General features: G+C 69.5%; 19 protein-coding genes. 6 read left to right on the forward strand and 13 right to left on the reverse strand.

What is annotated here, in order from left to right; all coding sequences use genetic code 11:
* Window positions 1-116: 116 nt before the first annotated feature.
* Window positions 117-1,130, reverse strand: coding sequence for a threo-3-hydroxy-L-aspartate ammonia-lyase (locus tag BMZ47_RS19340; protein ID WP_091863830.1), 1,014 nt, complete (start codon window positions 1,128-1,130; stop codon window positions 117-119).
* Window positions 1,131-1,419: 289 nt separating this feature from the next.
* Here BMZ47_RS19340 and BMZ47_RS19345 point away from each other — a divergent pair, with 289 nt between their 5' ends.
* Entirely contained in the window at window positions 1,420-1,644 is a 225-nt protein-coding gene (locus tag BMZ47_RS19345; RefSeq protein WP_007566185.1) for a hypothetical protein, read from the forward strand.
* 355 nt (window positions 1,645-1,999) lie between these two features.
* Complete coding sequence (locus BMZ47_RS19350) at window positions 2,000-2,155, forward strand: hypothetical protein (protein WP_244471478.1); 156 nt, start codon at window positions 2,000-2,002, stop codon at window positions 2,153-2,155.
* Between the two features lie 333 nt (window positions 2,156-2,488).
* Here BMZ47_RS19350 and lpdA read toward each other — a convergent pair whose 3' ends face one another.
* The 7 genes from lpdA to BMZ47_RS19385 form a co-directional block, all read right to left on the reverse strand.
* Window positions 2,489-3,928, reverse strand: a complete 1,440-nt coding sequence (gene lpdA / locus BMZ47_RS19355; RefSeq protein WP_007566188.1) for a dihydrolipoyl dehydrogenase — start codon at window positions 3,926-3,928, stop codon at window positions 2,489-2,491.
* A gap of 13 nt (window positions 3,929-3,941) precedes the next feature.
* On the reverse strand, window positions 3,942-5,372 hold the full coding sequence (locus tag BMZ47_RS19360) for a pyruvate dehydrogenase complex dihydrolipoamide acetyltransferase (RefSeq protein WP_091863832.1): 1,431 nt from the start codon (window positions 5,370-5,372) through the stop codon (window positions 3,942-3,944).
* A gap of 4 nt (window positions 5,373-5,376) precedes the next feature.
* A complete protein-coding gene (locus BMZ47_RS19365) occupies window positions 5,377-5,970 on the reverse strand; it encodes a Uma2 family endonuclease (protein ID WP_091863833.1) in 594 nt (197 codons plus the stop codon).
* Between the two features lie 18 nt (window positions 5,971-5,988).
* Window positions 5,989-6,276 (reverse strand): DUF5076 domain-containing protein, encoded by a 288-nt coding sequence (locus tag BMZ47_RS19370; RefSeq protein ID WP_091863834.1) that lies wholly within the window; start codon window positions 6,274-6,276, stop codon window positions 5,989-5,991.
* Window positions 6,277-6,346: 70 nt separating this feature from the next.
* Window positions 6,347-7,792: a pyruvate dehydrogenase complex E1 component subunit beta gene (locus tag BMZ47_RS19375; RefSeq protein ID WP_091863835.1), complete on the reverse strand. Its 1,446-nt coding sequence runs from the start codon at window positions 7,790-7,792 to the stop codon at window positions 6,347-6,349.
* Between the two features lie 54 nt (window positions 7,793-7,846).
* A complete protein-coding gene (gene pdhA, locus BMZ47_RS19380; RefSeq protein WP_007566197.1) occupies window positions 7,847-8,935 on the reverse strand; it encodes a pyruvate dehydrogenase (acetyl-transferring) E1 component subunit alpha in 1,089 nt (362 codons plus the stop codon).
* Window positions 8,936-9,131: 196 nt separating this feature from the next.
* Complete coding sequence (locus BMZ47_RS19385) at window positions 9,132-9,443, reverse strand: FtsB family cell division protein (RefSeq protein WP_007566199.1); 312 nt, start codon at window positions 9,441-9,443, stop codon at window positions 9,132-9,134.
* Between the two features lie 107 nt (window positions 9,444-9,550).
* Here BMZ47_RS19385 and BMZ47_RS19390 point away from each other — a divergent pair, with 107 nt between their 5' ends.
* Complete coding sequence (locus tag BMZ47_RS19390; RefSeq protein WP_091863836.1) at window positions 9,551-10,732, forward strand: adenylate/guanylate cyclase domain-containing protein; 1,182 nt, start codon at window positions 9,551-9,553, stop codon at window positions 10,730-10,732.
* 169 nt (window positions 10,733-10,901) lie between these two features.
* Here BMZ47_RS19390 and eno read toward each other — a convergent pair whose 3' ends face one another.
* On the reverse strand, window positions 10,902-12,191 hold the full coding sequence (gene eno / locus BMZ47_RS19395) for a phosphopyruvate hydratase (protein WP_007566202.1): 1,290 nt from the start codon (window positions 12,189-12,191) through the stop codon (window positions 10,902-10,904).
* A 291-nt stretch (window positions 12,192-12,482) separates the two neighbouring features.
* On the opposite strand from eno, the gene queF reads away from it, so the two are divergent.
* A complete protein-coding gene (gene queF, locus BMZ47_RS19400) occupies window positions 12,483-12,935 on the forward strand; it encodes a preQ(1) synthase (RefSeq protein WP_007566206.1) in 453 nt (150 codons plus the stop codon).
* Between the two features lie 63 nt (window positions 12,936-12,998).
* Here queF and BMZ47_RS19405 read toward each other — a convergent pair whose 3' ends face one another.
* Window positions 12,999-13,337: a hypothetical protein gene (locus BMZ47_RS19405; protein ID WP_050732171.1), complete on the reverse strand. Its 339-nt coding sequence runs from the start codon at window positions 13,335-13,337 to the stop codon at window positions 12,999-13,001.
* A gap of 359 nt (window positions 13,338-13,696) precedes the next feature.
* Between BMZ47_RS19405 and BMZ47_RS19410 the strand changes: the two genes are divergently transcribed.
* Window positions 13,697-14,365, forward strand: coding sequence for a class I SAM-dependent methyltransferase (locus BMZ47_RS19410; RefSeq protein WP_091863837.1), 669 nt, complete (start codon window positions 13,697-13,699; stop codon window positions 14,363-14,365).
* Between the two features lie 7 nt (window positions 14,366-14,372).
* Here the strand turns inward: BMZ47_RS19410 and kdsA are convergent, their stop codons facing one another.
* Window positions 14,373-15,227 carry a 3-deoxy-8-phosphooctulonate synthase gene (gene kdsA, locus BMZ47_RS19415; protein ID WP_091863838.1) on the reverse strand — a complete coding sequence of 285 codons (855 nt, stop codon included), beginning with the start codon at window positions 15,225-15,227 and terminating at the stop codon, window positions 14,373-14,375.
* 10 nt (window positions 15,228-15,237) lie between these two features.
* The gene (locus BMZ47_RS19420; protein ID WP_091863863.1) at window positions 15,238-15,723 is read right to left on the reverse strand and encodes a hypothetical protein; all 486 of its coding nucleotides are present in this window, start codon (window positions 15,721-15,723) and stop codon (window positions 15,238-15,240) included.
* 169 nt (window positions 15,724-15,892) lie between these two features.
* Here BMZ47_RS19420 and BMZ47_RS19425 point away from each other — a divergent pair, with 169 nt between their 5' ends.
* The gene (locus BMZ47_RS19425) at window positions 15,893-16,888 is read left to right on the forward strand and encodes an alpha/beta fold hydrolase (protein ID WP_091863839.1); all 996 of its coding nucleotides are present in this window, start codon (window positions 15,893-15,895) and stop codon (window positions 16,886-16,888) included.
* 265 nt (window positions 16,889-17,153) lie between these two features.
* Here the strand turns inward: BMZ47_RS19425 and BMZ47_RS19430 are convergent, their stop codons facing one another.
* Window positions 17,154-18,329: a hypothetical protein gene (locus BMZ47_RS19430; RefSeq protein WP_007566217.1), complete on the reverse strand. Its 1,176-nt coding sequence runs from the start codon at window positions 18,327-18,329 to the stop codon at window positions 17,154-17,156.
* Window positions 18,330-18,487: the final 158 nt, after the last annotated feature.

Below are 18,487 nucleotides of genomic sequence, written 5' to 3' on the forward strand. Positions count from 1 at the left end.
CCTCCCGCCCATCCGGGTTCAAGGCCCGGGAGCGCGCATTCTGACGGACATAAGATAAGCATCCGCCCCCGCCCGGTCCACCGGGGCGGAGACACAGGGCCGCGGCATTCGGCGCGTCAGGCGGTTTCGCCCACGAGCCGCGCGAAGGTGGCGAGATCGACGTTGCCGCCGCTGATCACCACGCCGACGCGCTTGTCCTTCACGTCCACCAGCCCGTGCAGCACGGCCGCCGCCGCCAGGCAGCCGGTCGGCTCGACCAGAAGCTTCATCCGCTCGGCGAAGAACCGCATGGTCTCGATTAGCTGCGGGTCCGAGACGGTGAGGATGTCGGCGACCTCGCGCTGGATGATCGCGAAGGTCAGGTCGCCGAGCGCCGTCGATTGCGCCCCGTCCGCGATGGTCCGGGGCACCGGGATGGTCACGATCCGGCCCGTGCGGAACGATTGCTGCCCGTCATTGCCGGCCTCCGGCTCGACGCCGATCACCCGGCAGCCGGGCGACAGGGCGGCGGCGGCGAGCGCGCAGCCCGCGAGCTGGCCGCCGCCGCCGAGGCAGGCCACCAGCACGTCGAGCGGCCCGGCCTCCTCGATCAGCTCCTGGGCCAGGGTCCCCTGCCCGGCGATCACGTCCGGGTGGTTGAACGGCGGGATCAGCGTCATGCCCTTGGGCTCGGCGAGCTCGCGGCCCAGCGCCTCGCGATCCTGGGTGTAGCGGTCGTACAGCACGACCTCGGCGCCGTAGCCCCTTGTCGCGGCGATCTTGGCCGCCGGTGCGTCGCCCGGCATGACGATGGTTGCCGGGATGCCGAGCAGCTGGCTCGCCAGGGCGATGGCCTGGGCGTGGTTGCCAGAGGAGAACGACAGCACGCCGCGGGCGCGGACCGCCTCCGGCAGGGCGCTGATCGCGTTGTAGGCCCCGCGGAACTTGAAGGCCCCGCCCCGCTGCAGGTTCTCGGCCTTGAAGAACAGTTTCGCGCCGGTCCGCGCATCGGCGGTGCGCGACGTCAGCACGGGGGTGCGATGGGCGATGCCGGCGATGCGTTCCGCCGCCCGGGCGACATCCGCGAAGGTCGGCGCGCCGCTCCGGGCCGCCATCGTCGTCTCTGCTTGCTCGGGCATCGTATCCTGCATCGCTCCTGGGCTCGTCCGCGCCGCCATCGGGCGCGGTTGCGCTGTCCCGACCGGACATGCGCGCCTGCCGAAACCGCGATTCCCGTCGCCACCGCGCTCCGAGCCGAGGCGAGTCATAGGCAGGATTTGCGCCCGGCGCATCCGGCGCATTCACAGGCCAAGCGGAGCCATTCGCTGGCCCGCCACTTGTATCTCCGGACCGGTTCGGGAGTAGCGTTGCCATGATCGTGGAATCGAGGATCCGTATCGCCCCTCCGGCCGGCCTGAAGCGCGCTTTCGCGGAGGTCCGATGAGCGACAGGACGCGCGACCGACGCGCCGGCGATGAGGCCACAGAGGTCACGTTCCGGGGCCGCGGGCTCGCCCTGCGCTCCGGCGGCCGGCTGATCCTGCTCGTCTGCCCGCTCTGCTCGCAGCGCAATGCCAGCCGCGGCGCCGAGCGCGGTATCTGCGAGTGGTGCGCCTACGTGCCGTCGCAGGACCAGGCCGAGCCGGTGGAGCGCGGGAACGGCTGAGCCGTGCGGGGCGCGTGGGCCCGGTCCGTCTCCGGACCGCATCGCGGACTGCGGCGTCCAGGGACCCTTGCTGTGCGAGCGGAACCTGTTTCCGCGATCGCAGCCTCGGCCGACGGGGCCGCTGGCATCGCATGCGAAGCGAGGGCGGAAAACGCGCTCCCCCCGGAGGACGACGCCGCAGCGAGCGGTTGCGCTACCCGTCTCCCGCGAATGCCCGCAATGCGTACTATTAACGGTTGCAAAAATCCTTAAGATTTCGATTATAGGTCAGGGGGGCTGCCGACCGGGAGGTTTCATGCAACCGTCGGAATGCTGCATCTTTCGCATGATCATCGCGTCCGTGATCGGAAGCGGTGTGACGTTGCTCGTGGTCCGGGGCTTCGACCCCTGGGCCCTCGTGCTGATCCCCATCGGCGGCAGCCTGGCGACCGTGTTCGTGATCGCACTGTTCCAGGGCATCAGCCTCGCCCTGACCGCCCGGTCGAACGGGAATTCCGAGTCGCCGACCTAGGGGCGTTTCCGCGCTCCTGTGACGGGCTTTCGCAAGGCGAAAGCCGCACGTTTTCCGGGTTCTCGCTCCCCGATGGACGATGCAGCGTCCGGAGAGCCGGTCCCGAACGAGCCGACCGCTTCTTCCCTTGCGCGCTACCATGTTCGCACTTCGGGGCTTGAAGCGAGCCGCGTGCCCCCTCTCCCGTGTGGTAGCGGGAACCCCTGCCTCACCGAATCGACGATGTCTGAATCCGTCCGCCCACCCGGAGAGCGGACCCGAGTCCCGTCCTGAGGCGCACCGCGGGCCGCCCGCGGCGCGAGGCGCCAGAGCCGCCCCGCGCCGTACGCCCGCTCAGGTGTGGATCACCTTGCCGTAGGCATCGAGCACGCTCTCGTGCATCATCTCGCTGAGCGTCGGGTGCGGGAACACCGTGTGCATCAGCTCCTCCTCGGTGCTCTCCAGGTTCATCGCCACAACGTAGCCCTGGATCAGCTCGGTCACCTCGGCGCCGACCATGTGGGCGCCGAGCAGCTGGCCGGTCTTGGCGTCGAACACGGTCTTGACCAGACCGTCCGGCTCGCCGAGCGCGATCGCCTTGCCGTTGCCCGCGAACGGGAAGCGGCCGACCTTCACGGCGAAGCCCAGCTCCTTGGCCTTGGCCTCGGTGAGCCCGACGCTGGCGATCTGCGGCTGGCAATAGGTGCAGCCCGGGATCTTGGCCTTGTCCATCGGGTGGGTGTCCAGGCCCTTGATGGTCTCGACGCAGATGACGCCCTCGTGCTCGGCCTTGTGGGCGAGCATCGGCGGGCCGGCGACGTCGCCGATCGCGTAGAGGCCGGGCACGTTGGTCCGGCCGAGCCCGTCGGTGACGACGATGCCCCGGTCGATCTTCACCCCCAGCTTTTCGAGGCCGATATTCTCGATGTTGCCGACCACGCCCACCGCCGAGATCAGCTTCTCCGCGGTGATCTGCTGGGTTTTGCCGTCGCCGCCCTCGATCGTGGCGGTGACCGAATCCGCGCCCTTCTCGACCTTGGTCACCTTGGCGCCGGTGAGGATCTTGATGCCCTGCTTCTCGAAGCGCTTGCGGGCGATGCCGGCGATCTCCGCATCCTCAACCGGCAGGATCTGCGGCAGCAGCTCCACCACGGTCACCTCGGCGCCCATGGTCCGGTAGAACGAGGCGAACTCGATCCCGATCGCACCCGAGCCCATGACGAGCAGGCTCTTGGGCATCGTCTCGGGGACCATGGCCTCGTAATAGGTCCAGATCTGCTTCTTGTCGGGCTCGATCCCGGGGATCGCCCGGGGCCGGGCGCCGGTGGCCACGATGATGTGCTTGGCCTGGTAGGTCCCGGCGCCCTTGGCGCCCTTGGGCGGCTCGGCGCGCTTGGACTCCTTGACGGTGACCTGGCCGGGCTGGTTGCCCTTGGCCACGCTGTCGACCGCGGCCTCGCCCCAGATCACGTCGACCTTGTTCTTCTTGAGCAGCATGCCGACGCCGCCGTTGAGCCGGCCCGAGACGCCCCGCGAGCGCTTCACGATGGCGGCGGTGTCGAACGACACCTCCTTGGCCGACAGGCCGTAATCGGAGGCGTGCTGCATGTAGTGGTAGATCTCGGCTGAGCGCAGCAGCGCCTTGGTGGGGATGCAGCCCCAGTTCAGGCAGATGCCGCCCAGGTGCTCCCGGTCGACCACGGCGGTCTTGTAGCCGAGCTGCGCCGCCCGGATCGCCGTGACGTAGCCGCCGGGCCCGGCGCCGATGATGAGGATGTCGTAGGTGTCGGACATTGCGTGCTCCGGCTCAGACCAACATGCCCATCGGGTTCTCGATCAGCCCCTTGAAGGCCGCGATCAGCTCCGCGCCGAGCGCGCCGTCGAGGACGCGGTGGTCGCAGGACAGGGTGCAGGTCATCACCTGGACCACGGCCGGCGCGCCGTCCTTCACGACCACGCGCTTCTCGCCGGCGCCCACCGCCAGGATGCTCGATTGCGGCGGGTTGATTACCGCCGTGAAGTGCTTGATCCCGAACATGCCGAGATTCGACACCGAGGTGACGCCGCCCTGGTACTCCTCGGGCTTCAGCTTCTTGGCCCGGGCGCGGGCCGCGAAGTCCTTCATCTCCTTGGAGATGGTGGAGAGCGTCTTCTCGTCGGCCCGACGGATCACCGGGGTGAACAGCCCGCCATCGATCGCCACAGCGACGCCGACCTCGGCCTGCTTGAAGCGTAGTACCCGGTCCTCGGCCCAGACCGCGTTGGCGGCGGGCACGCGGGTGAGCGCCAGGCCCATCGCCTTGATGACGAAGTCGTTCACCGAGAGCTTGAAGGCCGGCTTGCCGTCCTTGTCCTTGCCCGCTGAGGCATTGAGCGTCTCGCGCAGCTTCATCAGCGCGTCGAGCTCGCAATCGACCGTGAGGTAGAAGTGCGGGGCCACCTGCATCGCCTCCGTGAGGCGCTTGGCGATGGTCTTGCGCATGCCGTCGAGCGGCACCTCCTCGTAGGAATCCTTGGCGTAGAAACCCCGGACCTGATCGAGGGTGAGGCCGGCCGGCGCGCCGCCGGCGGGCGCGGCCTTCGGCGCGGGGGCGGCCGCCTTGGGGGCCTCGGCGGCGGCCTGCGGCGCCGGCGCCTTGGTGCCGCCGGAGGCCTTGGCGGCCTGGACGTCCCGGGCGATGATGCGGCCGTGCGGCCCGCTGCCTTCTACGGCGGCGAGGTCGACGCCCTCCTGCTTGGCGATCCGGCGCGCGAGCGGCGAGGCGAACACCCGGCCGCCTGCACCGGCCTGCTGCTGCGGCGCGGTCCCGCCGGGCTGGGCGCCCTCCGGCGCCTCGTTCACCCGCTCGTAGGACATGTGCCCGCCGCCGGGCGTGGTGTTCTGATCGGCCGGGGCCGGCGCCGCGGCGGATGTCGGCTCGGACTTCGCCTCGGCCTTGGCCTCCGGCGCAGCCTTGCCGCCGCCGCCCGCGGCCTGGACGCTCGACGGATCCTCGCCCTCCGCGGCGATCACCGCGATCAGGTCGTTGACCGGCACGTCCGCGGTTCCCTCGGGCACGACGATCTTGGCGAGCACGCCCTCGTCGATGGCCTCGACCTCCATGGTCGCCTTGTCGGTCTCGATCTCGGCGAGGACATCGCCGGATTTCACGGCGTCGCCCTCCTTCTTCAGCCATTTGGCGAGGTTGCCCTTCTCCATGGTCGGCGAGAGGGCGGGCATGAGCACGTTGATCGGCATGGCATCAGGTCTCGGGCAAGGCCGGGGCGGCCGGATCGTCGAAGGGAAACAGATCGTCGAGGGGGAACGGGACGGCGTCGAACGGCGGGATGGCTACCGTCTCACCGCGCAGGACGGTGTCCAGCAGCAGCCAGCGCCCGTCCGTGAGGGCAAAACCTTCCAGGACGCCCGCGGCCGGATCGAGCAGCCAGAGAAAGTCGACTCCGGCCTCCCCGTAGATGCGGCGCTTGCGGCCGCGATCGAGGCGGATCGTGGAGGGCGAGAGGATCTCGCACACCCAGTCCGGCGACGTCTCGATGCAGGCAGCCGTCGGTTCGGTCGGCATCCGCTGGCGACGCCAGCCGGCGAGATCGGGCACCACCACCTGAGGGCCGAAGCGAAGCTCAGGCTTGCTCATGTAGATCCAGGCATCTGGATCGTCGCGTCTGCGGGGCGTGTGCGAACCCAGGATCGCCGCCAGCGAGAAGGCAGCTGCGCCCTGCACGGGTGGCAGGGGCCCGTGAGTCTCCAGAACCCCATCGATGATCTCCGCCACCAGATGGTCCGGGACCGCTTCGAGATCCGCGTAGGTCGCCCGCCGGACAGCCGCCTCAGCCATGGTCGGAAGCCGCCATCGCTAGTTGAAGCCGCCGGGGTCGAGCCCCTCGGCCTCCCAGCCGGCGCGGATGCGCTCGAACGCCTCCTCCTCCGACATGTCGGTCTCCAGCGCGTAGGCACGGGCCGCCTGCCGGCCGAGATCGATCAGCAGCCGGCCCCAGGTCGCGGGGTCGTCGAAGGAGCGGCGCAGGGCGACGCTGACGGCGCCGTCCACCACGGACGCGCGCAGCACCTCGATGCCGCCCTGCGCGCGGGCGTCCGGCGGGATGGCGAGTTCGACGAAGTCCTGTTTGGGATCCTGGCTCATGACGCGCCGGCTGGTTTCCGAACCCGGACGGGGCGGAGGGACGGGGCTGCGGGGCCGCCCGCGAATCCCGTCACTTGTAGCAGACGCTCTTGGCCGCCTCGACGACCTCGGCCACGTTCGGCAGGGCGAGCTTCTCGAGGTTCGCCGCGTAGGGCATCGGCACATCCTTGCCGGTGATGCGCAGGACCGGGGCGTCGAGATAGTCGAAGGCGTCGACCATCAGGCGGGCCACGATCTCGGCGCCGATGCCGGATTGCGGGAACCCCTCCTCCACGGTGATGCAGCGGCCGGTCTTCTTGACCGAGCGCACCACCGTCTCGGAATCCATCGGCCGGATCGTGCGCAGGTCGATGACCTCGGCCTCGATCCCCTCCTCGGCCAGGATCTGCGCGGCCTTGAGCGCGTAGGTCATGCCAATCGCGAAGGACACGATGGTTACGTCCTTGCCGGTCCGGTGGACCCGCGCCTTGCCGATCGGCAGCACGAAGTCGTCGAACTGCGGCACCGGGAAGGACTGACCGTAGAGGATCTCGTTCTCGAGGAAGATGATCGGGTTCGGGTCGCGGATCGCGGCCTTGAGCAGGCCCTTGGCGTCCGAGGCCGTGTAGGGGGCGATCACCTTCAGGCCCGGCACGTTCGAGTACCAGGCGGCGTAATCGTGGCTGTGCTGGGCGCCGACCCGCGCGGCGGCGCCGTTGGGGCCGCGGAACACGATCGGGCAGCCGAGCTGGCCGCCGGACATGTAGAGGGTCTTGGCCGCCGAGTTGATGATGTGGTCGATCGCCTGCATGGCGAAGTTGAAGGTCATGAACTCGACGATCGGCTTCAGGCCGGACAGCGCCGCGCCGACGCCGATGCCGGCGAAGCCGTGCTCGGTGATCGGGGTGTCGACCACGCGCTTGGCGCCGAATTCCTGCAGCAGCCCCTGGGTGATCTTGTAGGCGCCCTGATACTCGGCGACTTCCTCGCCCATGACGAAGACGTCGCCGTCCCGGCGCATCTCCTCGGCCATGGCGTCGCGCAGGGCCTCGCGCACCGTGGTGGTGACCATCGGGGTGTTGGCCGGGAATTCCTCCATCACCGGCTCGTCGGCCTTGTTGGTGATGATCGCCGGCGCCGCGGGCGCCTTCGGGGCGTCGGAGCCGGTCTTCGCGGCGGGGGCCGGCTTCTCGGCCATGCCCTCGGCCTGCATGTCCGGGGTCGGGGCCGGGTGGCCGCCGGCGCCGTTGGGCTTCGGCTTGCCGCCGCTGGCCGCGGCCTCCGACACGTCCTCGCCCTCGCCGGCGATGATCGCGATCGGGGTGTTGACCGCGACGCCCTCGGTGCCTTCCTCGATGAGGATCTTGGCGAGCACGCCCTCGTCGATGGCCTCGACCTCCATGGTCGCCTTGTCGGTCTCGATCTCGGCCAGAACGTCGCCGGATTTGACCGGATCGCCCTCTTTCTTCAGCCACTTGGCGAGCTTGCCCTCCTCCATGGTCGGGGAGAGGGCGGGCATCAGGATGTCGGTCGCCATGCTCAGCTCTGCGGTCGTCTTTTCGGTAGGGGCGGCCAGGGGTTCGGGGACGCGCTAGGCGTGCGCATCCAGCAGGATGTCGGTCCAGAGCTCGGCGGGATCCGGCTCGGGATCGTTGGTGGCGAACTCGGCCGCCGCGTTCACGGTCTCGCGGACCTTGGCGTCGGTCGCCTTGATCTCCGCCTCCGGCACCCCGTGCAGCTCGAGCAGGCGCTTGCGCACCATCTCGATCGGGTCGTGCTCGTCGCGCATCTTCGAGACCTCGTCCTTGGTCCGGTACTTGGCCGGATCGGACATGGAGTGGCCGCGATAGCGGTAGGTCTGCATCTCGAGGATGTAGGGGCCCTGGCCGGAGCGGGCGTGCTCGACCGCCCGGGTCGCCGCCTCGCGCACGGTGCGGACATCCATGCCGTCGACCTGCTCGCCCGGGATGCCGAAGGAGAGGCCGCGCTTGGAGAAGTCGGTCTGCGCCGAGGCCCGGGCCACCGAGGTGCCCATGGCGTAGCGGTTGTTCTCGATGACGTACACGACCGGCAGCTTCCAGAGCGCGGCCATGTTGAAGCTCTCGTAGACCTGGCCCTGGTTGGCCGCGCCGTCGCCCATATAGGTGAGGCTGACCTTGCCGTTCTCCCGGTAACGGTCCGCGAAGGCGAGGCCGGTGCCCAGCGAGACCTGGGCGCCGACGATGCCGTGGCCGCCGAAGAACTGCTTCTCGCGGCTGAACATGTGCATGGAGCCGCCCTTGCCGCGGCTGTAGCCACCCCGGCGGCCGGTCAGCTCGGCCATGACGCCCTTCGGGTCCATGCCGCAGGCCAGCATGTGGCCGTGGTCGCGGTAGCCGGTGATGACCTGATCGCCCTCGATCGAGGCCATCTGCATGCCGATCACCACGGCTTCCTGGCCGATATAGAGGTGGCAAAAGCCGCCGATCAGGCCCATGCCGTAGAGCTGGCCGGCCTTCTCCTCGAAACGCCGGATCAGCAGCATCTCGTGATAGGCGTGGAGGTCTTCCTCGCGGGTGAATTGCGGCATGTTCGGCGCGGGCTTGTGCGCCTCGACGGCCTGGGAGCTTCCAGCCTCCGGGCTCGCGACCTGCGGTTGCGAGGACGAAGCGTCCTTCGCAGGCTCCTTGGCGGCGTCCATCGGCGCTCTCCCCGTGATTCCACGCGACTGGAACGGGGTGTAGGACAGCACCGTTTGGAAAGCGAGGGTGGACGCTCTGACAGGTCGCCGCTCTTGTCAGAGTGGATCTCAGGCATCGTCCCGAACGGTGGCTGCCGGCTTTCGGGATGCGACGATGGTGATCTCAGGTCGCGGCCGCGCCGGTCCCCCGGTGACCTCAGGGCGTGATGATGACCACGTCGTTGGCGTGGACGCGGCCGAGCACGATCCGGGCGCGCTCCTCGAGGAGGTCGCGGTCGATCTGGTCGCTCTTCAGCAGCGCGACCCGGTGCTCCCAGGTGGCGCGCTCCGCCCGCACGGCGGCGAGTTCCTGGGTGAGGCCGTAGGCGCGGATCTTGAGCACCTTCTTGGCCTCGAGGCCGCGATTGCCGCTCTCGGCCTGCCACACGAAGAAGCCGACCACGAGCGCCGACAGGGTCCAGAGACCCAGGGGCAAGAGGACCATTCTGACGCGGCGGCGGACGACCATGGCGGGAGCCTCGCGCGGAAAGGTTAACGGAGCTTTTCGGAGCTGGCGGATCGCGCCCGCCGGTTATGATTGTGGGCAGGCCGGACAGGTGGAGCGAAACCGCGCAGATGGATATGACCGACCTGACACGCTGGATCGCCGAGCACGCCACCGCGACCGATGACCACGACACGATGCTCGCGCGGGTCTGCGAGGCCCTGTGCGATGCCGGCGTCCCGCTCTGGCGGGTCAGCGTCATGACGCCGGCCATCGATCCGCTCGTGCGCGGGGTCAGCCTGAACTGGCATCTCGGCCAGGGGCTCAGCTTCGTGCCCAATCCGCACGGCGCCGAGCAGGAGGCGGATTGGCTGCGCAGCCCGATCTTCGCGATGCTGGAGCGGGAGGAGGTTTTCGGGCGCTGGCGCCTCGACCGCCCCGGCCCGGAGACCGACTACCCGGTCCTGCACGACCTGCGCGCCGAGGGCGGGACCGAATATGCGGTCCATATCGTCGGCTTCGCGCCCGGCACCGCGCTGCGCGGCGTCGCGATCTCGTTCTGCACCCGGGCCCGGTCCGGCTTCTCCCGGACAGACCTCGCGGCGGTCGCGGCGGTCCTGCCGGTCCTCGCGCTCGCGGTGGCCAAGCTCGGTCTCGGGCACACCCTGCGCGAGGTCTCGGCGACCTATCTCGGGCGTTCCACCGCCGAGCGGATCCTCGACGGCCAGATCCGGCGCGGCCAGGGGCGGGCCATCCCGGCCGCGATCCTGTTGACCGACCTGCGCGGCTTCACGGCCCTGTCCGACCGGGCCGACCCCTACGACATGGTCACTTGGCTCAACGAGCATTTCGACGCGCTGGGCGATCCCGTGGCGCGACACGGCGGCGAGATCCTGAAATTTTTGGGCGACGGCTTCCTGGCGATCTTCCCGGTGGCCGATGCCGGCACCCTGCCGTGCCCGGTCTGCAGCAGCGCCCTCGAGGCGGCCGCGGACGGGCTGGCGGCCAACGCTGCGCTCAATCGCCGGCGCCGCGAGGCGGGGCTGCCGGAGCTGACGGCCGATTGCGTCGTGCATTTCGGCACGGTGGTCTACGGCAATGTCGGCACCGAGCGCCGCCTCGACTTCACGGTGATCGGGCGGGCGGTGAACGAGGCCAGCCGGATCGAGAGCCAGTGCGAGGCCCTCGGCCACACGCTGCTGGTCTCGGATTCCTTCGCCCAGCGATGCAGCCGGACGCTGGACCCGGTGGGCGTCATCGAGTTGCGCGGCCTGGCGCGGCCGCAGAAGGTCTGGACACTGCCGGCGGGGTAACCGCTGTGGCAGGAGCGCCGGGATACCCACCCCGTCATTCCGGGGCGCCGCTGCGCGTCCCCGGAATGACACGGCGATTTATCTGATCGCCGTACCGATCCAAGGATCGGTCTGAGGCGTCACGCGGACTCCTCTGACCGATCGTCTTCCTTGCGCGAGCAAACAGGGCTCAGCCCCGAGCCAGGTGCTTGATCGCCGAGGGGCCGGCGTAGAGCGCCTGCGGGCCGAGGCCCTCTTCGATGCGGATCAGCTGGTTGTACTTGGCCAGTCTGTCCGAGCGGGCGAGGGAGCCGGTCTTGATCTGCCCGCAATTGGTGGCGACCGCGAGGTCCGCGATGGTCGAATCCTCGGTCTCGCCGGAGCGGTGCGACATCACCGCGGTGTAGCCGGCGCGCTGGGCCATATCGACGGCCGCCAGGGTCTCGGTGAGCGAGCCGATCTGGTTGACCTTGATCAGGATCGAGTTGGCGGTGCGCTCGGCGATGCCCCGGGACAGGCGCTCGACATTGGTGACGAACAGGTCGTCGCCCACGAGCTGGCACTGCGCACCGATCTTGTCGGTCAGGAGCTTCCAGCCGGCCCAATCGTCCTCGGACATGCCGTCCTCGATCGACAGGATCGGGTAGTTCGCCACCAGCTGCGCCAGGTAATCGACCTGGGCCTCGATCGACCGGTTCGTGCCCTCGCCCTCGTAGGCGTAGGCGCCGTCCTTGAAGAACTCGGTGGCGGCGCAGTCGAGCGCCAGAGCGATGTCCTGGCCCGGCTTGAAGCCCGCGGCGCTGATCGCGTCCATCACGAAGTCGAGGGCGGCCTCGGCCGAGGGCAGGTTCGGGGCGAAGCCGCCCTCGTCGCCGACATTGGTGTTGTGGCCGGCCTTCTTCAGCTTGCCCTTGAGGGTGTGGAACACCTCGGAGCCCATGCGCACGGCGTCGGCGAGCGAGTCCGCGCCCACCGGCATGATCATGAATTCCTGGAAATCGATCGGGTTGTCGGCGTGCGCCCCGCCGTTGATGATGTTCATCATCGGCACCGGCAGGACCCGGCCCTGCACGCCGCCGACATAACGGTAGAGCGGCAGGCCCGAGGCCTCGGCCGCCGCCTTGGCGACCGCCAGCGACACGCCCAGGATCGCGTTCGCCCCGAGGCGCGCCTTGTTGGGCGTGCCGTCGAGCTCGATCATCGCCTCGTCGACGGCGACCTGATCCTCGGCCTCCATGCCGCCGATCGCGTCGAGGATCTCGGTCTGCGCGGCCTCGACCGCCTTCAGCACGCCCTTGCCGAGGAAGCGGCTCTGGTCGCCGTCGCGCAGCTCGACCGCCTCGTGGGCGCCCGTGGACGCTCCCGACGGGACCGCGGCGCGGCCGAACGAGCCGTCCTCCAGCAGGACATCGACCTCGACCGTGGGGTTGCCGCGGCTGTCGAGGATCTCGCGGGCGCTGATATTGGTGATCGCGGTCATGGAACGTCCTCTCGCGGGGCCGCTTGTCGGCGGCGGCAGCCCCGATCCGGGGTGCGGCGCATCGCGGCGGCTTATCCGTCAAGCCGCGTTCGGCGGCAAGCACCGGCGTAGGTCGCGCCTGTGCACGTGTCGTGACACCCCTCACGTGCCGGCAGTCTAAATACAGGATCACAAAGGGCTCAGCCCTTTGGCGGGGTGTGGGGCGGCGCCCCATGAACAGGGCTCCGCCCTGGTCCCGCAAAAGGGCTCTGCCCTTTTGAATCCCGGACTGTCCGGATCTATAGGGGCGCCATGACCGCATCTGAGACGCTCCAACTCGGCCAGGCCACGTCCCTGCCCGCCTCGCCGGACGAGGCCCGCCTCGACCGCGTGCCGAACCCCCATGCCGATACCGACTACGTGGCGCGCTTCACCGCGCCCGAGTTCACCTCGATCTGTCCGGTCACGGGCCAGCCTGATTTCGCGATCCTGGTGATCGATTACGTGCCTGGCGACTGGCTCGTGGAGTCGAAGTCGCTGAAGCTCTACCTCGGCGCCTTCCGCAATCACGGGGCGTTCCACGAGGATTGCACGGTGGCGATCGGCAAGCGGCTGCGCGACCTGCTCGAGCCGCGCTACCTGCGCATCGGCGGCTACTGGTACCCGCGCGGCGGCATCCCGATCGACGTGTTCTGGCAGACCGGCGAGCCGCCCAAGACCATCTGGCTGCCGGAGACCGGCGTCGCGCCCTATCGCGGGCGCTGAAGCGCATACGAAAAGGGCGACCGGCTCGCGCCGGTCGCCCTCTGATCCGTGGGATCGCTGCCCTTAGTAGGGCGAGCCGTAGTAGCCATAGGCCGGGGCGCCGTAGCCGTAAGCCGGAGCGCCGTAGGCCGGAGCGTAGCCGTAACCGCCGCCGTAGCCACCGTTGTAGTAGTTGTTGGCCGCACCGGCGGCGACCGCACCGGCGGCGAGGCCGGCGATGCCGAGACCGATGGCCGCACCGGTGCCGATGCCGCGACGGCCGCCGCGGTAGCCGTAGCCGTGACCATAGCCATGGCCGTAGCCGCCGTGGAAGCCGTACGGACGGGCTTCGGCGCCGGTCGTGGCAGCGACGCTGCCGAGAGCCAGAGCGGCGGCGGTGGCGATGATACCAATCTTGCGCATAATGTTCCTTCTCGATCCGCGATCGAACATGCCCATTAACGTGGCCGCTCGGCGGTCGGTTCCAAGTTTTCAGAACCGATTTCAGGGGGAGGTTGGCTGCCTGAACAGCGGTTCATCTGCGCGGCCCGCCGTGGAGTCGGTTTCCAAGGGTCGGGTTTGCAGAACTGTCCGTCGCTGGTCTTGTGAATAGTTTCCGCACCGTTGCGGCGTCCGCCCTAAGGGCGCTGCGCATCGGGCGGGCTGGCGGGGCCGGACAGTCTTCCAGCGGGAATGACGCCGCGCGACGCATCCCGTTCCAACCGGGACTGTGCTTAGCTGCGTGCGCGCCCCTGACCGGCGCCAGTCCGGAGAGCCCCGCCATGGATGCCCTGACGCTGATCCGCGAGACCTTCGCGCCGCTCCCGGGCAAACGCCTCCTCGATATCGGCTGCGGGCCCGGGACCCTGGCCAAGCGGCTCATCGCGGACGGCGCGGCGGTGACCGGCATCGATCCGGGCGTTGCGGCTCTGGAGACGGCGCGGGCCGCCGTGCCTGGGGCGCGGTTCGAGGCCGCCTCGGCCGAAGCGCTGCCCTTTCCCGCGGCGCACTTCGACGGGGCCGTGATGTTCAATGCCCTGCACCATGTCCCCGACCCGGCCGCGGCGCTTGCCGAGGCGGCGCGGGTGCTAGTGCCGGGCGGCCTGCTGGTTGTGGTCGAGCCCCTGGCGGAGGGCAGCTTCTTCGACGCCCTGCGCCCCATCGAGGACGAGACCGCGGTCCGGGCCGCCGCGCAGGACGCCATCGCGGCGGCGCTAGATGCCGGCGCCTTCCTGTGCCGACAGGACGTGACGGTGATGCGCCGCGAGAGCTTCGCCTCCCTCGACGCCTTCCTGGCGCGGGTCAGCGCGGTCGATCCGGCCCGCGCCGCGACGATCGAGGCGCGGCGCCCGGTGGTGGAGGCGGCGTTCCACGAGGCGGCCGAGCGTGAGGCCGACGGGCGCTACGCCCTGGTCCAGCCCCTGCGCATCCACGTCCTCCAGCCAGCCTGACGTCGGATCAGGCGTGGCGCTTCTTGGCGAGCCGGTCGAAGGCGATCAGCTCTTCGAGCAGCGCCGGCATATCCCGAAGAGCCACCATGTTGGGGCCATCCGAGGGGGCCCGGTCCGGATCGGGGTGGGTCTCGATGAACACGCCGGCGACGCCGACCGCCACCGCGGCCCGGGCCAGCACGGCGACGAATTCCCGCTGGCCGCCGGAGCTGGCGCCCTGCCCGCCCGGCTCCTGCACGGAATGGGTGGCGTCGAACACCACCGGCGCCCCGTGGGTCACCTGCGCCATGATCGGCAGGCTGCGCATGTCCGAGACCAGGGTGTTGTAACCGAAGGAGGCGCCGCGCTCGGTGACGATGACGTTCGGGTTGCCGGCCTCGGTCACCTTGGCGGCGACGTGCTTCATGTCCCAGGGCGCCAGGAACTGGCCCTTCTTGATGTTGACCGCCCGGCCGGTGGCGGCGGCGGCCAGGAGCAGGTCGGTCTGGCGGCACAGGAAGGCCGGGATCTGAAGCACGTCCACCGCCTCGGCCGCCGGCGCGCATTGCTCGGCGGCGTGCACGTCGGTGAGGACCGGCAGGCTCAAGGTCTCGCGGATCTCGGCGAAGACCGGCAGGGCGCCTTCGAGGCCGATGCCCCGGGCCGCGGTGCCGGAGGTCCGGTTGGCCTTGTCGAACGAGGTCTTGAACACGAGGCCGATCCCGAGGCCCGCCGCCATCTCCTTGAGCGCAGCGGCGATCTCCAGGGCGTGGTTGCGCCCTTCGAGCTGGCAGGGCCCGGCGATCAGCGTGAGCGGCAGGTGGTTGGCGAAGCGTGCTTCGCCGACCTGGACGACGGGGCCGGGTGTTTCGCGTGTCGACATGGGCTGGGCTCTACCCCGCGCGGCGGATTCGCGAAACCCCGACCCGGGGTGCGACGCGGCAGACTGTGAGGTCGTCTCGGAGCGCGTCCGTCCGCGGTCCGGTCTCGCACAGCATCAGCGCCCGGGCGGTGCCGCCTCGCTGCGGCGCGTCGGCGAACAGGCTGTCCTGATGGAGGTTGAGCGCCAGCACCTCGGCGCCGGGGACGTCCGTCCCGGTGAGGGCTCGGGCGGCGAGCCCCACCAGGGTGAAATAGGCGCGCGGCGGCTCCCGGTCGCGGGAGGCGATCGTGATCCGGGCCGGCGCCCGGCAATCGAGGCTCATCCGCTCGGCATCCTGCGCGCGGAACAACGCGAACGGGCCTTCCCGCCCGGCGAGCGAGGCGCCCGTGATCCGGATCACCTTAGCCGCGAGAGCGTCGCAGGCATCCGCGGCCTGGGCCGGCGCTGCGGCAAGGACCAGGGCGCCGGCGAGGGCGGCCAGGATGGGGAGGCGCATCGGTGTGGGCTCCTGCGCGCCGGGCCAGGAGCCGGCGGGACGCTCCGAGAGATAGCGCGGGCGCATGCAACCGCGAAGATCCGCTGGGCCGGCGATTGGACAGGACGGCGTCGATGCCCGATTTGGGCGGGCGAACGCGCGCTCCCGCCGTCGCAGATCCAGGCAGCCCATGCTCCGATCCGTCCTCGCCGCCCTTTTGGCTTTGATGCTCCCCGGCGCCGCTCTGGCCGCGCCCGCCTACGGGCCCGAACTCGAAGGGTTCGACTACCCCTTCCCGGTGGAGCGCTACGCCTTCACGTCGCAGCGCCAACCCCTGCAGATGGCCTATCTCGACGTCCGGCCGGAAAAGCCGAACGGGCGCACCGTCGTGCTGCTCCACGGCAAGAATTTCTGCGCGGCGACCTGGGAGAGTCAGATCCGGGCGCTCACCGGGGCCGGCTACCGGGTGATCGCCCCGGACCAGATCGGGTTCTGCAAGTCGAGCAAGCCGGCCGCCTACCAGTTCACGTTCCGCCAGCTCGCCGAGAACACCCGCGCCCTGCTGGACAAGCTGGGGATCGCGCGGCCGATCCTGGTCGGGCACTCCACCGGCGGCATGCTGGCCGCGCATTACGCCCTGCTCTACCCGAAGGATGTGGCCCAGCTGGTGCTGGTCAACCCGATCGGTCTGGAAGATTGGAGCGCCAAGGGCGTGCCCCCGACCTCGGTGGAGCAATGGTACCAGCGCGAGTTGAAGGTCTCGGCGGAGTCGATTCGCGCCTACGAGACCGCGACCTATTACGCCGGCCAGTGGGAGCCGCGCTACGAGCCCTGGGTGACGATGCTGGCGGGGCTCAACGCCGGCCCGGGCAAGGAGGCGGTCGCCTGGGACTCGGCGCTCCTCTACGACATGATCCTGACCCAGCCCGTGGTCTACTGGCTGCCGCAGATCGCGGTGCCGACCCTGCTGATGATTGGCCAGAAGGACAACACGGCGATCGGCAAGGATCTCGCCCCGCCGGAGGTGCGGGCCTCGCTCGGCAACTACCCGGAGCTCGGCAAGGCGGCCGCGAAGGCGATTCCCGGCGCCAAGCTGGTGGAGTTCCCGGCGCTCGGCCACGCGCCGCAGATGTCCGACCCCGAGGGATTCAACAGGGCGCTGATCGCGGGGATTTCGGTGCCGTGAATGTTCGGTCGTCTGCTTCCCGGAGCGGACGCATCGGAAGGCATGCTCGACTTGTCTATCCCATCCTCGGCGTCATCCTGAGGTGGCGACGCGCAGCGTCGACCTCGAAGGAGCCCTCCAGAAGTCGCGGTGGATCCTGGAGGGCTCCTTCCGAGGCCGAGCGATCTTCGATCGCCCGGCACCTCAGGATGAGGGGAGAGGTTTGGATGTCCGGTGTTCGCCGACGACCCGCGATGGCGGTCGTCGGAGCGAGCGGATCCTGACCCTAGAAATACGACTTCAGCACGCCGCGGCGGCGGACGTCGAGGGTGGCACAGTGGAACGAGCCGCCGAACGGGCCGTAGCTCAGGAACGGCGCCGGGATCGGATCGAAGCCCCAATCCTTGAGGGCCTTGATCAAGGTCGGCTGGCTCTGGTCGACGACGATCTTCTTCTCGGTGATCGCGAGCACGTTGATCGAGGTCCAGGGCGAGCACATCGAGATCTTGCTCATGAAGCCCTCGACCGGGTCGGGGCGCGGGGCGATCAGCACGTCCCACTTCTTGAGCACGGCGGGCAGCTTCTCGACGTCGATGTAGTCCGGGTTCACCAGCACCTTGCCGGGGGCCAGCGGCATGAACGACGAGTCGATGTGCATCGGCTGCGGGCAGCGGCTCTCGATCTCGTGGATGCGGAAGCCCGGGCCGAGATGGCGGCGCAGCCACTCGATGCCCATCAGGTTGGTCACGTTCGAGCGGGTCACGAACAGGTCGCGGCCGCAGCGGACGAAATCGGCGGCGTCGAAGACCGGCTCGAACTCGTTAACCGTGAACTGCATCGGCTCGCCGGCCTTCAGGTTCGGCACCCGGTAATCGTAATTGTAGAGGTCGTCGGTGAGCTGCGGCCGCGGGGCCGAGGTCCAGCGGGCGCCGGCGCGGAAATATTCCTTGAACAGCGACCGGTAGGCGTCGCCCTCGAAGTAGCGCGAGCGCCAGCACATCGGGCTCTCGATGATCTCGTCGCCGATGACCAGATACGGGTCGCGCGGGCAGGCGACGCAGAAGCCCCGGGAGGTCCAGCGCGGCGCCTTGAACTTGCGCGAGAAATCCACCGCGTCGGGGCGGCGGATCTTCACGCCCTCGCCGGCCAGGATCTTGATGAAGTTGTCGAGCTCCTGCTGCGCCAGCTTCTTCATGAACTTCGGATATTTCCAGCCGCTGGCGAAGCGGTAGAACGGCTGGGCCGCCCGCGGCAGATTGAAGATCACCGTGAGATGGTGAGTCGGGATGGTGGCGCCGTCGAGGGATCCGACGATCACCTCCTCCAGCGGGTCCCACTCGTTCCAGGCCATGACCGGGGAGTGAGGCGCCGGCACGCCCGGCGCCATTCCGCCCTGGGGACCGCCGGCATGCGTGTCGTCGCTCACGGCCTCGACGGCCGTGATCGGTGATTCGCGCTCCATGACGTGTGCCCCTTCTGCGACGTGCCGCGGTCTTCTGCGTAGGCGCCTTCGCCCCGCCACCGCTTTGGCTCCCGGTGTGTCAAACGGGTGATAGACACCGGTAATCCGTGCTGCAACGTGGCAGAAACGTTCTTGGTCGCCCGGACCTATTTCTGCCG

Source organism: Methylobacterium brachiatum, assembly GCF_900113845.1.
GTDB classification, from domain to species: domain Bacteria; phylum Pseudomonadota; class Alphaproteobacteria; order Rhizobiales; family Beijerinckiaceae; genus Methylobacterium; species Methylobacterium brachiatum.